This window comes from Streptomyces sp. bgisy130 (assembly GCF_057708345.1).
This window is the reverse complement of sequence record NZ_JBYISA010000002.1, coordinates 321,101-334,648: the sequence shown is the minus strand read 5'-3', so window position 1 is coordinate 334,648 and position 13,548 is coordinate 321,101. Positions and strand designations below refer to the sequence as shown.

Below are 13,548 nucleotides of genomic sequence, written 5' to 3'. Positions count from 1 at the left end.
CCTGGCGCGTCGCTGCCGCCCGGAGCCCGAGGACCTGAGGACCCGAGGAAAGGCGCGGCCGACCGGATCGCGCGCCTGGAGCGGACCCTGGACGCCGACAGCGTGACCTACCGCAGCGAGCTGCACGAGGGCCCCGCCATGGCTACACCCAGACCGACACCGCCGCGTACAACTCCGAGGCGGATCAGCGCCATTGGCGCAATCCGCTGGACCTCTTCGATCGCCGGCTCTGCTGCGATCCGCCCGTTCGCCGAGATGGTCAACGCTTCAACTGGCCCTGACCAGCGCCTCCGAGGCGTCGAGCCGCCGACTGGAGGCGGCCATTACACCGTGTTAGCGTGAAGATATCCGCACGAAACGGACAACTTGCCCGCTTTCCTGGCCTCTCCAGAGGGAGATGGTGACCATGGCGCGGGATCCTCTGTTCCACGCATCCGGGGCCGGCACCGGGGCCCGTGGAGGCGCGGGGAGTTCCCCACAGGCCGGCGGACGGACGGCCACCGTCAGAAACAACGTGGACTGGGACGGCCTTCGCAGGCGGCTGGAGGGGGTGCTGCTGCGGCCGGGCGACGCCGGGTTCGAGAGCGCCAGGAAGCTTTTCAATCCGCTCAATGACGACCGGGTGCCCGCGGCGGTGGCGCAGTGCGCGTCGGTGGCCGATGTCCGCGAGTCGGTGCTGGCGGCCGCGCACCGGGTGCCGCTGGCGGCCCGCAGCGGGGGGCACTCCTATGTCGGCTACTCTGCGCCGCCCGACGGTCTCACCATCGACCTGCGACGTCTGTCGACCGTGGAGGTCCGGCCGGACGGTACCGCCGCCATCGGCGCCGGGGCCACCCTGGGGAACATCTACACCGGACTCGGAAAGGCCAACCGCTGTCTGCCCGGCGGCTCCTGTTTCACCGTCGGCATCGCCGGGGTGGCCCTGGGTGGCGGAATCGGTGTGCTGCAACGCAAGTTCGGGCTCACCTGTGACCATCTGGTGTCCGCCGAGGTCGTCACCGCGGACGGCAGGACGCTGACCGCCTCGGCCACCCAGGAGCCGGATCTGTTCTGGGCCCTCCGCGGTGGCGGCGGAGGCAACTTCGGGGTCGTCACGCGGTTCACCTTCGCGACCGACCCGGCTCCGGCCCTGACCGTGTTCGTGCTGGACTTCGGGGCGGGGAACGTGAAGAAGGTGCTGGCCGGATGGCAGCCGTGGATCACGGCCGCGCCCCGGGCGATGTGGGCCAACCTCAATATCTCGGGCGGGACCAACCCGGGCTGCAAGGTGGCCGGCTGCTTCGTCGGGCCCAGCAGCGCCTGCAATCCCCTGCTGAACGACCTGGTCGCGCGCACGGTGCGGCCCACCCAGCGAAGGGTGGAGGACCGCGACTACTTCAAGGCCATGCGCTTCTTCTCCGGCAGTCCCGACCGGCAGTCGTTCGTCGCCTCGTCGCGGATCCTCGCCACCCACACCGCCGACCCGGGCGGTGTCGCCGCCCTGCTCAAGAACCGCCCGGGGATGGCCCTGATCCTCGACGCACTCGGTGGTGCGGTGGCCGATGTCGGCGTCCAGGAGACCGCCTTCCCGCACCGCAAGGCCTTCGCCACCGCGCAGATCTACGCGAGCGCGACGGCGGCGTCCGAAGCCGCGGTGACGCACGGCGTCGGCCAGGTCGTGGCGGGTCTCGCGGACCTGGGCATCAAGGACGGTTACGTGAACTACATCGACCCGGCCCTCCCCGACTGGGGCACGGCCTACTACGGCCCGAACCTGGCCCGGCTGCGCTCGGTCGCGTACGCATACGACCCGGACAAGGTCTTCGACTTCCCGCAAGCGGTCACCCGGGCGTGAGCAGCGACCCGGGTGACGCACCGGCTCCCCCGCCGGCCGCCACCGGCGAGGGCGCCGTGTCCCGCCCGGAGTTCGACGCGCTGTTCGCGGCGGTGCGTACCTGGGGCCACTGGGCCGCCGCCGACCGCGGGGCCTGGAACCGGGTGACGCCGGAGCATGTACGGCGGGCCGCCGCGCTGGTCAGGTCCGGCACGCTCGTCCCGATGGCGCGCCCCTGGGACACCGCGCCCGGCCCGGACAACAGCAAGCCCGCCCTGCACTACATGTCCGACCTCGGTGATGTCGAGCCTCCGGAACCCGCCACACACAAGGACTTCATCGCCGTCGACTACCACGGCAAGGCCGTCAGTCATCTGGACGCGCTGTCCCATGTCGCCTATCGCGGGCAGCTCTACGAGGGCCGTGCGGCTCAGGAGTGCATCGACGCCGGAGGGGCGCGGTTCGGAGCCGTGTCCGCGCTGGGGCCGCTGGCGACCAGGGGCGTGCTCCTCGATCTGCCCACCGTGCTCGGGGTCCCCTGGCTGGAGCCCGGACGGGCGGTGCACGCCACGGACATCCTCGCCGCGGAGCAGGCGCTGGAGGTGACGATCGGCGACGGCGACGCGGTGCTGCTCCGGTCCGGCGCTCTCCGCCGCCGTCAGGAACAGGGCGCCTGGAACACCGGCGCGGCGAGCGCGGGCCTGCATGTGGACGCCATGCCCCTGCTGGCCGAGCGCGGTATCGCGCTGCTCGGCGGCGACGGCGACAGTGACGTACGGCCCTCGCCGGTCGACGGTCTGCACTCCCCGGTGCATGCGCTCGCGGTCGCCGCGATGGGGGTGCCGCTCCTGGACAACCTCGACCTGGAGGCGCTCTCCGCCGCGAGCGCCGGGACGGGCCGTTACGAGTTCCTACTCCTGGTAGCTCCCCTGAACATCCCCGGCGGCACCGGCTCGCCCGTGACTCCGGTCGCGGTCCTGTGACGGCCTGCGGGCGCCGGACCGCACCCCGGCAACCGGCTGGAGTACAGGTCACGGGCATGATCACCGTGATGTCCGGCCGCACTCTCCGCCCGTCGGGCCGCGTGGCCGCGTCCCGGGAGGCGCCCGCGGCGACGGCTCCCCTCCGGGTCCGTGATCAGCACCACCAGATACACAAAGCTCTACAATGAGATCAAATGGGACAGCTGCTCCGACGTACGGGTGGCCATCGTGGCATGCACCCATGTGGGAAGTGATTGGGATGGGGCTGGCGGGAGAGGACCACGGTCCCGCACGCGCCCGTGAGCAGTTCCTTCGTGGTGGATCGGTCGAGGGAGCGGTCCGGAGCCCGATCCTGGATTCATGGCAGCGCTCCCGGTCACTGGGGCTGACACCGGACGGCTGCGAACTCCCCTACCGCCAGGATCTCGATCTGGACGGCCGGCTCGTCCGCGCCGCGATGCCCGTACTGGACCGGCTTCAGAGTCGGTTCGCGGGCCGGAACATGAATGTGTCGCTCGCCGACGGGCGCGGCGCGGTGCTGCAACGCCGCTTCGGCGAACCCTCCCTGGTGCGGCATCTGGCCGCGATCCAGAGCACGCCGGGCTTCGTGTTCGCCGAGCGGTTCGGCGGGACGAACGGGATCGGGCTGGCGCTGGCGGAACGGCAGCTGATCACTGTCTACGGGGCCGAGCACTTCGCCGAACGCTCACAGTCCAACGCCTGCGCGGCAATTCCCGTCCGGAACCTGCTCAGTGGGCGTATTGAAGGCGTGCTCTGCTTCGGCTATCCGCTCACCGACGTGGACGCCAGGCTGAATACCGTGATCCGCAAGGCCGCCGGCGTCATCGAACGGCGGCTGCTGGAGCAGAGTTCGACGCGGGAACGGGCGTTGCTGGAGGCGTACCTCGAAGCCAGGCGCCACGCGCCGAGCGGCGATACGAGCGGCAACGGGCAGCTGGGCGAGCTCGCCGAGAGCGGTCTGGACTGGCGGGACCAGATGATCCTGAAGGAGAAGGCCACCGAACTCATCGCCTCGGCCCAGCGGGCCGCCGTCGAGGTGTCGCTGCCCGGCGGCCGGCGGGTCACCTTGCTGAGCCGTCCCGTGACGAGCGCCTCCGGGGTGGAGGGGATCGTCATCGAAGCGGTCCTCCCGTCGAGCCACCAGCGCCTTGCCGTACCCGCCGAAGCCGGAACACCCCCCGCCACCTTGGCGGAGCAGGCCCTGGCGGCCGCCGCCCCGCATCCCGAGCGGCTTCCCGACCTCGGATCCGGCCCGGCGGTGGCGACCGCCCACCGGCCCGACGCCACCGACCACGCAGCATCCGACACCGCGGCCGGCGGACTGGTGCTGCTGGGCGAGCCGGAGGTGGGGAAGTACGCCGTGGCGGCGCGGCGCCGTCTGGAGCTGCTGTCGGAGGCCAGCACCCGCATCGGCACCACCCTGGACGTGAGCCGGACCGCCCAGGAGCTCGCCGAGATGGCCGTACCGCGCCTGGCCGACTTCGTCACCATCGACCTGCCCGAGGCGGTGCTGCGCGGCGAGGAGCCGACCGACCCGCGCTCCGGTCTGCACCGCACGGTCGTCCACGGCATTCGCGACGACTGCCCCTTCTACCCCGCAGGTGAGCCGGTCGTGCTCCGCCCGACCACGCCCCAGCTCCGCTGTCTGGCCACCGGGGAGCCGGTCCTGGAACCCGATCTGCGGGCCGCCACCGGGTGGATCGGGCAGGATCCCGGGCACGCCCAGCGGCTCCTCGACCACCACCTCCACTCGCTCATCGCCGTCCCCCTCCTCGCCCGCGGCATCGCCCTGGGTGTGGCGAGCTTCTACCGCTCGACCGATCCGGCCCCGTTCGGCGACGACGACCGTTCGCTGGCCCAGGAACTCGCCACCCGCGCGGCCATCTGCATTGACAACGCACGCCGTTACACCCGCGAACACACCATGGTCCTGGCGTTGCAGCGCAGCCTGCTGCCGCACAGCTTCCCCGAGCAGAACGCCGCCGAGGTCGCCTACCGCTATCTGCCGGCCGCGTCCGGGGCCGGCGGGGACTGGTTCGATGTCATTCCGCTCTCCGGCACCCGGATCGCCCTGATCGTCGGGGATGTCGTCGGGCACGGTATGCATGCGGCCGCCACCATGGGCCGGCTGCGTATCGCCGCGCGCAACTTCGCCGAACTGGACCTGGGCCCGGATGAAGTCCTCACCCACCTCGACAAGCTCGTGGGCCGCCTCGACCGGGACGAGGACACCGCGGAAGACCCCGCCACCGGCCCCGGCATCATCGGCGCCACCTGCCTGTACGCCATCTACGACCCGACCTCCCAGCAGTGTGTGATGGCCCGGTCCGGCCACCCGCCGCCCGCGATCGTCCACCCCGACGGCACGGTGACCTTCCCCGACCTCCCCGCGGGCCCTCCACTGGGGCTGGGCGGGCTCCCGTTCGAAACCGCCGCGTTCCACCTTCCCGAGGGCAGCCAGCTCGTCCTCTACACCGACGGGCTCCTCCAGGACCGCCACCGTGACGTCGACGCGGCACTCGACCGGCTGCGCCAGGCCGTGGCGCACCCCGACCGCTCGCCCGAGGACACCTGCGAGGCCGTCCTCCGGACCGTGGTGCCCCCGCACCCCACCGACGACATCGCCCTGCTCGTCGCCCGCACCCACGCCCTGGCCCCCCAGCGGATCGCCACCTGGGACGTGCCCGCCGACCCCGCGTGCGTCGCCGGCATCCGCGCGGCCGTGACCCGCCGGCTGGCCGAATGGGGGCTGGACGATGCCGTCTTCGCCACCGAACTCCTGCTCAGCGAGCTGGTCACCAACGCCATCCGTTACGGCACCGAGCCCATCCAGGTACGCCTGCTCCACGACCGCACGCTGATCTGCGAGGTCTCCGACGCCAGCAGCACCGCCCCGCATCTGCGCCGGGCGGCCACCACCGACGAGGGCGGCCGCGGTCTGTTCCTCGTCGCGCAGCTCGCCCAGGCGTGGGGCACCCGCTACCCGGCCGACGGCAAAATCATCTGGGCCGAGTGCGCCCTGGAGGCTCCCGGCGGAAAGCCCGGCACCGCCGAGGTCTGCTTCGACGACATTCCCGCCATCTGACAGCCCATCCGGCATCGGGGCCGAAGCGGGCCTTAGCATGACGGAAATGTGGTGACCCGGCCGGTAATGCACCGTCAGGACCGCTCGCCCCGGCGCCCCGCAGCACCGCGAAGCGCCCGCAGCAGTGTCCTTTCCGTCGGGAAGAACCACGAGGCCGACCCCGGAGAAGTCCGTGCACGACGCTCCTGACCGCACCCCTCGCCCGCGCCACGGCCCGGAGCCCCTCGTCCGCATACGCGGCCTGTGCAAGTACTTCGGCGGCACCCGCGCACTGGACGCGGTCGACCTCGACATCCATGCCGGCAGCATCCTCGCCCTGCTCGGTCCCAACGGTGCCGGGAAGTCCACCCTCATCAAGGTGCTGGCCGGCGTCCACCACGCGGACGAGGGCGAGGTGACCGTGGCCGGGCACCCGCTGGGCACCGAAGCCGCCGCCCGCACCATGTCCTTCATCCACCAGGACCTGGGGCTGGTCGAGTGGATGACGGTCGCCGAGAACATCGCCCTGGGCACCGGCTACCCACGCCGCGCCGGGCTGCTGTCCTGGCGGCAGACCCGCGCCCGGTGCGCCGAGGCCCTGGGCATCGTCGCCGCACACCTCGACCCCGGCACCGTCCTCGCCGACCTCCCGCGCGCCGAACGCTCCTTGGTGGCCATCGCCCGCGCACTGGCCACCCGGGCCGAGCTGATCGTCCTCGACGAGCCGACCGCCAGCCTCCCGGCAGCGGACTGCGCCCGGCTCTTCGAGGTGCTGCACACCCTGCGCGACCAGGGTCACGCCCTCGTCTTCGTCACCCACCGGCTCGACGAGGTGTACAAGGCCGCCGATGTGTTCGCCGTCCTCCGCGACGGCCGCCTCATCAGCCAGGGCCCGCTCGCCGGCCACAGCCCTGCCCGGCTGGTGCACGACATCGTGGGCCAGGAACCGGTCGGCTACCGTTTCGCCCCCGCCGCCGGGCCGGCCGTCCTGAGCCTCGACGGCGTACGGACCGAGAACACCGCACCGGTCAGCCTGGAACTGCGTGGCGGGGAGATCCTCGGCATGGTGGGCCTCACCGGCGCCGGCCACCGGGAACTGGGCCGCGCCCTGGCCGGCGCCCGGCCGGTCGTCGACGGACGCGCCCGGCTCAACGGCCGGCCGTACGCCCCGGGCTCGGTCACCGACGCCGTCGCCGCCGGAGTCGGCTTCGTGACCAGCGACCGTCAGGAGGAGGGCTGTGCCGCGGAACTGACCGTACGGGAGAACTTCCTGGCCAACCCGCGGGCCGGCGGGCTGCCGGCCTGGCACTGGATCAGCCCCCGGCGCGAGCGGGCCGAGGCCACCGCCCTGGCCGAGCGGTTCTCGGTGTACCCCCGGGACAGCGAGGCGCCGATCGCCACCCTGTCCGGAGGCAACCAGCAGAAGGTCATGGTCGGCCGGTGGCTCCGGATGCCGCGCAGTCTGCTGATCCTCGAAGAGCCGACCGCCGGGGTGGACGTCGGCGCCAAAACGGCGGTCTACCGGCTGCTCCAGGACGCGCTGGCCGAAGGGCTCGCCGTGCTGCTCCTGTCCACCGACTTCGAGGAGGTCGCCGATGTGTGCCATCGCGCCCTGGTATTCGTCCGCGGGGCGGTGACGGAGGAGCTGAGCGGCAGGGCCCTCACGGTCGCCGAGCTCGCCCGCGCCTCGTCGGCCATGACCGCGCTCACCGGGGAGACGAGCTGATCATGGCGCCCGCCCCGCATTCCCCGCTCGGCCGCCGGCTGGGGCACCTCGTCGGCGCCTACGGCCTCCTGGCCCTCACCGCCCTGCTGTTCCTGGCCTTCTCCCTCGCCCTGCCGGACACCTTTCCCACCCTGGACAACATCTCCGAGATCCTGTCCAACCAGTCGATCCCCGCCCTCCTCGCGCTCGGCGCGATGATCCCCATCGTCACCGGCAATTTCGACCTGTCCATCGGCTACGGCCTCGGCCTCGCGCATGTGATGACGATGCAGCTCCTCGCGCATGCGGCGTGGCCCTGGCCGCTCGTCTGTCTCGTGGTGGTCGCCGGCGGGGCGGTCGTCGGCACCTTCAACGGCATCGTGGTCGAATTCGCGAAGATCAACTCCTTTATCGCCACCCTCGGCACCGGCAGCATGCTGTACGCGCTCACCGGCTGGATCACCAACGGGGCCCGCATCATCCCCGGCCCGCAGGGGCTGCCGACCGCCTTCACCGACCTCTACGACTCCAGGTTCCTCGGCCTGCCGGTCTCCGCGTTCTACGTCCTCGCCCTCACCGCCGTGCTGTGGCTGCTCCTGGAACGGCTGCCCCTCGGCCGGTATCTGTACGTCATCGGCTCCAACCCCCGCGCCGCCGATCTGCTGGGCATCCCCTCCCGGCGCTACGTGGTCTACGCGTTCGCCGGATCGGGCCTGGTCGTCGGCGTCGCCGGGGTCCTGCTCGCGGCGCAGCAGCGCATCGGCAACCCCAGTGTCGGCCTGGACTATCTGCTGCCCGCGTTCGTCGGTGCGCTGCTCGGCTCGACCGCGATCAAACCCGGCCGCCCGAACGCGCTGGGCACTCTGGTCGCGGTCGTCATCCTCGCCATCGGCCTCGCCGGCATCGGCCAGTTCGGCGCCCAGTTCTGGGTCACCCCGCTGTTCAACGGCGCCACCCTGCTCCTCGCCGTCGGCATGGCCGGCTACGCCGCGCGCCGACAGCTGCGCCACCGACGGGCGGAACCGCCGCAAGCCCACAAGGACCTGCGGAAAGTGACCTCGTGACAGGCCCTCACCGTGTCGTCCCTCCGCGAGGAGCACCCGTGCACCCGAACCGCAGGACTGCCCTGGGCCTCACCGCCGCCGCGGCGGTGGTGGCCGCTGCCCTCGCCGGCTGCGAGCGCGGCACCTCGACCGGTGGCGGGCCCTCCGCCCCGGGTCCGACGACGGCCGGCTGCCCCGCCGTACTGGCCGGTGCCCAGGCGGCCGTGCAACGGGCCATGAAGACCAACCCCGTATGGGACGGCCCCACCCGCGGCCCCCTGGCGGTCCCCGGCAAAAGCATCGTCTATGTCGCCCAGACCATGACCAACCCCGGTGTGGCCGGTGCCGCCAAGGGGGTGCGGGAGGCGGCGAAGGCGCTCGGCTGGAACGTCCGGGTGATCGATGGCCAGGGCACCCCCGCCGGGATCCAGGCGGCCTTCAGCCAGGCCCTCGCCCTGCGGCCCTCGGGCATCGTGATCGGCGGCTTCGACCCCAAGCTGACCTCGCAGCAGGTCGCCAAGGCCAACGCCCGGCACATTCCGCTCATCGGCTGGCATGCGGTCGACTCCCCCGGCCCGAGCAAGGACCCGGAGCTGTTCAGCAACATCACCACCAGGGTCCAGGATGTGGCGGAGATCAGCGCGGACTGGGTCATCGCGCACTCCCAAGGCCGCGCCGGAGCCGTGGTGTTCACGGACGCCTCGATCCCGTTCGCCAGAAGCAAATCCGAACTGATCAAGAAAGGGCTGGCCGTCTGTGACGGCGTGCGGCTGCTGGCGGAGGAGAACATCCCGATCCCGGACACCAGCAGCCGGACGCCCCAGCAGGTCTCCTCGCTGCTCTCCCGCTTCGGGGACCGGTGGACGTACTCCGTCGCCATCAACGATGTGTACTTCGCCGACGCCGCACCGGCTCTGCGCGCGGCGGGCAAGAAAGGCGCCGGCGCCCCGTTCAACATCGGCGCGGGGGACGGCGATCCCTCCGCCTTCCAGCGCATCAACAGCCGGCAGTTTCAGGCAGCCACCGTTCCCGAGCCGCTCTCCCAGCAGGGCTGGCAGATCCTCGACGAATTCAACCGCGCTTTCTCCGGCGAGCCCCCCAGTGGCTATGTCGCGCCCGTCCACATCTCCACGGCCGCCAACAGCGGCGGGGCCACGTCCTGGGACCCGCCCGGCTATCGTGCGGCGTATCTGAAAATCTGGGGCAAATAAGCCCGGCACGGTCTGTTTTATTTCCGGGTGACTGAGCGGATCCAGGCGAGTTGCTGGGAAATCTCCCCGGCCTCAGCGACCGTCTCCCGGTCAGAGCCGTCGAAGACACCGAGGAGGGTTTCGGCGCCGCGCGGGGCGATGCTCATCACCGGGCCTCCGGAGTCGCCGCCGGCTGGTATTCCGGACACCTTTTCCATGCAGAAGTCCGGGCCGCCCGGGGCGGTGTAGCCCTTGCAACGGGGGTCGTCCGGCCGTACGACCCGCAGGTCCGACTGCTTGAGCACGGGAGACTGGCAGGTGTTTTCGTCCTCGGTGCAGGTGGCACCCCACCCGTATTGCCGCACGACCTGGCCGGGGTGGACTCCGGCCGTGGCCAACGGCGCCGTGCGGATCTTCATCGGCGCGACCTTGATGAGCATCATGTCGGCGTGCGCGCTTCCCACGCGCCTGCCGGGGAGCGGGTGGACCGTGGTGCCCTTCCGCATGTCGAGGCTGCCGACCCGGAACGAGATCCGCTTGTCGGCGACCGGCTGCGCCTGCTCGTAGAAACAGTGCGAGGCGCTGAGGATCCACTGCTGTGTCACCGCCGTCCCGGTGCATACCGGTTCACCGTCGATGAGCATGCGCACCGCCCACGGGCCGTAGGTGCTCTTCGACCCGCCGATGACGGCGGAGGCCGGCGCGGACGACATCACCGAGCCCGTCACGAGCAGTAAGGCGGTCAGCAGCAACACACGAACTCTATTCAACATCCGGACCAGTTCCTCTCCTTGGGGCATGGGCCGTACCACGTGGTGAGACACCCTGCTGCGCCAGAAGGTTCCGAATGATCTGGACGAAATCGGCCCAGTTATTCCCTCTTCCCCGTGGCTGATGCGTCCCGTTCCCGTGTCCCAGGCGGCTTGCATATCCCCTGGTCGTGCCCCATTTCCGCGTCCCAGCGTCCCGAACTGCCCGGCTCTCGTTGCGGCTGGGACGGATCACCCCACACGCTCGGATCACCGGAGCACCCCACCGACGCCACCCCCGGTGGTGCGAATGGAGCTCCGGGTTCGACAATCGAGCAAGGAGAACTTGTGATCTCAAAAACGAAGAAGGCAGTGCGGTCCGTGGCCGTGGCCTTCGCCGCAGCCGCCGCGTTCACCGTGACCGTCCCGACCGGCAACGCTTTCGCCATCGACAAGGTCCCCTGCCGCGGCGGGGAGAACTTCCTGAAGATCTGGTCCCACAGCGACGGGCGTCAGAGCGTGGACTGCTACGCGAACGCGGGGAAGATTTCCTTCGGCGGGTGGTGGGTCGACAAGATCTCCACGGGGAACAACGACTTAATCTACTACGACGCGAACGGCGATTCGGTGAAGGTCGAACGGTGGCACGAGATCTCCTTCCCGAACCGCCCGCCGAAGGTCAACGACATCGAAATCCTGTGACGAGCTGACGACGGGTCAACGGGGCGGCACTGGCCCGGGACGGCCGCTTTCCACTGCGCGTCCCTTCCTGGATAGCGCCGCTCCCCGGACGGGCGCCGGCACTTCCGCAGCGTCACTCCGCCCGCACCCGGCTCACTGATGCCGGCCACGTCCTTCCGGGCGTGGCCGGCATCGGCATGAGCGGCGAGAGCGAGGGGGGAAGTTTCGTAATAGAACGTCGAGGCTACCCCTCCCGCTTGACCCACTCGCTGCCGCCCAACGGGTAGTCGTAGCCGGGGCGGCCGGCGTCGGCACTGGTGCGGAACGGGATGCCGCGGTTGTCGATGTGCACGGTGCCGTGGTGGTTCCCGCTGGACCAGTCCAGGGTGAGGTCCCAGCGGACGTCGTGCGCCTTGGTGTGGGCGGTGACATAGAAGACTTCCGGGTCGGACTGGCTGATCTTGTACGGGAAGTCGCGCTGGCCGTTCTTGACGGCGACGGTGGGGCTGCCGGTGTCGAGGTCGATGTCGAATGACTTGGTCTCGACGTTGCCGCCGCATCCGACGCCCATCGAGTAGTCGTTCCAGGCGAGCGGGGCGCCCTTCGCGACGACGCGTACGTGCAGGGCTTCCAGGACGACGGTCTCTTTTCCGGTGCCCTGCACGGTGAGCGCGACCCGCTGCTCCCCCGAGGAGGCCGCTCCGTTCGCGGCGGCCCAGCGGGGCGCGTCCCGCTCGGCAGCGGGCGGTCCGACCTGTTCGGGCTCCCTGTCGACCAGGAAGTGCTGACTGCACGGGCTGTCGTAGACATAGGGGCGGGTGGCGACATTGACCCGTACGCCGTCGGCGCGCTCGCCGTCGCCCCCGCCGTTGTTGGCGGAGGGCTCTGACGCCGAGGCGGAGGGTCTGCCGCTCTTCGCACTCCGGGACGGAGAAGGAGCGGCCGGTGCGGACCGCCCCTTGTCGTGCGCACGGGCGGTACCGGTGCTGCGGGGAGTGCCGGTGCCGGCTCTGTCGGTCCCGGCGGACTTCTGCCCGCTGCCGTCGCCTCCGGAGGGCGGCAGATTCACGGCCAGCACGACGGCTCCCAGAGCGGCTGCCGCGGCGACGGAGGCGATGAGCGTGAAGCGGCGCCGCCGGGGCCGCACAGGAGCGAACGGGACAGCGCCGCCGACAGCCGGTTCATCACTTCCGCCGGCGGCGGGCACCGACGCAGCCGGCTTCGGTGTTCCCTCGGGCTCGTCGGCCCCGGCGCCGCGCTCCACCACCCCACTCGGCCTCGGCCGCCGGCGCCCCCGCTCCGCATCCGCCAGAATCCACCGCCGGTGCAGCTCGATCAGTTCCTCGGGGGTTGCCCGGCACGCCCGCGCGAGCCGCTCGGCCGGCGCGTATTCGGTCGGCACCGCGCTACCGCGGCAGTAGCGGTGCAGCGTCGATGTGCTCATGTGCAGCCGCTTGGCGAGCGTCCCGTAGCTCAGCCCCGAGCGTTCCTTCAACCCCCGTAACAACTCCGCGAACGTGTCCGCGTCCCCGGCAGCCCCCATCGCCCCAGACATCGTTGTTCCCCTTCCCCGCCTGACCCGGCGCGTCCCCTTTGCACGTTCCAGGCCCTTAGATGTCCCCCGGCCGAAGTCCGTTCTGTGTTCCAGCATCCACAACTGCCCAATATTCGTGGTGGCTGGGAGGAATCACCCCGCAATCTCCGTTCGTCCAGGCACCACAGGCGGAGTTGACGTAGACGGGCCGGCGTTCTCAGTTGCGGGGCAGGAGGGATCCCAGCGGTCCCAGATCCAGATTGAGGTCTTCCAGGCGCATGTCGTGCTGCTCGCACAGCTCGGTCATCCGTGCTTCGAGATGCATCAGGGTCTCCCCGATGTGTTCCACCTGCTCATCGCTCAGGTCACCCTGCTCCACGCGGCGGATGGCCTGACGTTCCATCAACTGCCGCAGCAGCTCCACCACGGTGAGCACCAGGGAGACCAGATCGCGGCCCATTTGCTCACGGTCGAGGTCGACTCTGCTCTCCGGCGTACCCGGCTTTCCTCCGGTCACCGCGGGCCTCCGGCTCACAGCGGGCCTCCGTCCGACCACGGCGCGGGGACGCGTTCGTTGACCGACGACAGCAGTGCGTGCAGGGAGAGCCGGACCAGCGGCACATCGGCGATGGCGATGACCAGATCGCCGCTGACCACGACCCCGGTGGACAGGACGCGGTCCAGGAGGTCGACCAGCGGTACCCCGATCGGCCCGGCGAGCGGGCCCGGGGTGTCCCAGGGGACGGGCTCGTGAGCGGACACCGC

Annotated in this window: 11 protein-coding genes; 7 read left to right on the top strand and 4 right to left on the bottom strand. The window is 70.9% G+C overall.

Annotated features, from left to right (window positions below):
• Positions 1 to 406 precede the first annotated feature (406 nt).
• The 6 genes from AC3EUV_RS04210 (at position 407) to AC3EUV_RS04185 (ending at position 9,840) form a co-directional block, all read left to right on the top strand.
• The gene (locus AC3EUV_RS04210) at positions 407 to 1,834 is read left to right on the top strand and encodes an FAD-binding oxidoreductase (protein ID WP_432144459.1); all 1,428 of its coding nucleotides are present in this window, start codon (positions 407 to 409) and stop codon (positions 1,832 to 1,834) included.
• The gene (locus AC3EUV_RS04205; protein WP_432144460.1) at positions 1,831 to 2,796 is read left to right on the top strand and encodes a cyclase family protein; all 966 of its coding nucleotides are present in this window, start codon (positions 1,831 to 1,833) and stop codon (positions 2,794 to 2,796) included. Before AC3EUV_RS04210 ends, AC3EUV_RS04205 begins: the two co-directional genes overlap by 4 nt.
• A gap of 241 nt (positions 2,797 to 3,037) precedes the next feature.
• A complete protein-coding gene (locus tag AC3EUV_RS04200) occupies positions 3,038 to 5,902 on the top strand; it encodes a SpoIIE family protein phosphatase (protein WP_432144461.1) in 2,865 nt (954 codons plus the stop codon).
• A 172-nt stretch (positions 5,903 to 6,074) separates the two neighbouring features.
• Positions 6,075 to 7,607: a sugar ABC transporter ATP-binding protein gene (locus AC3EUV_RS04195; protein ID WP_432144462.1), complete on the top strand. Its 1,533-nt coding sequence runs from the start codon at positions 6,075 to 6,077 to the stop codon at positions 7,605 to 7,607.
• Positions 7,608 to 7,609: 2 nt separating this feature from the next.
• A complete protein-coding gene (locus AC3EUV_RS04190; RefSeq protein WP_432144463.1) occupies positions 7,610 to 8,650 on the top strand; it encodes an ABC transporter permease in 1,041 nt (346 codons plus the stop codon).
• A 38-nt stretch (positions 8,651 to 8,688) separates the two neighbouring features.
• Positions 8,689 to 9,840, top strand: coding sequence for a substrate-binding domain-containing protein (locus AC3EUV_RS04185; protein ID WP_432144464.1), 1,152 nt, complete (start codon positions 8,689 to 8,691; stop codon positions 9,838 to 9,840).
• A gap of 17 nt (positions 9,841 to 9,857) precedes the next feature.
• Here AC3EUV_RS04185 and AC3EUV_RS04180 read toward each other — a convergent pair whose 3' ends face one another.
• A complete protein-coding gene (locus AC3EUV_RS04180; RefSeq protein WP_432144465.1) occupies positions 9,858 to 10,592 on the bottom strand; it encodes a S1 family peptidase in 735 nt (244 codons plus the stop codon).
• Positions 10,593 to 10,916: 324 nt separating this feature from the next.
• Here AC3EUV_RS04180 and AC3EUV_RS04175 point away from each other — a divergent pair, with 324 nt between their 5' ends.
• Complete coding sequence (locus tag AC3EUV_RS04175; RefSeq protein ID WP_432144466.1) at positions 10,917 to 11,270, top strand: beta/gamma crystallin domain-containing protein; 354 nt, start codon at positions 10,917 to 10,919, stop codon at positions 11,268 to 11,270.
• A 223-nt stretch (positions 11,271 to 11,493) separates the two neighbouring features.
• Here the strand turns inward: AC3EUV_RS04175 and AC3EUV_RS04170 are convergent, their stop codons facing one another.
• From AC3EUV_RS04170 to AC3EUV_RS04160, 3 genes are all read right to left on the bottom strand, one after another.
• Positions 11,494 to 12,804: a helix-turn-helix domain-containing protein gene (locus AC3EUV_RS04170; RefSeq protein WP_432144467.1), complete on the bottom strand. Its 1,311-nt coding sequence runs from the start codon at positions 12,802 to 12,804 to the stop codon at positions 11,494 to 11,496.
• 196 nt (positions 12,805 to 13,000) lie between these two features.
• On the bottom strand, positions 13,001 to 13,318 hold the full coding sequence (locus tag AC3EUV_RS04165) for a gas vesicle protein K (RefSeq protein ID WP_435602169.1): 318 nt from the start codon (positions 13,316 to 13,318) through the stop codon (positions 13,001 to 13,003).
• Positions 13,315 to 13,545 (bottom strand): gas vesicle protein, encoded by a 231-nt coding sequence (locus AC3EUV_RS04160; protein WP_085925838.1) that lies wholly within the window; start codon positions 13,543 to 13,545, stop codon positions 13,315 to 13,317. The genes AC3EUV_RS04165 and AC3EUV_RS04160 overlap by 4 nt, the downstream gene beginning before the upstream one ends.
• Positions 13,546 to 13,548 lie beyond the last annotated feature (3 nt).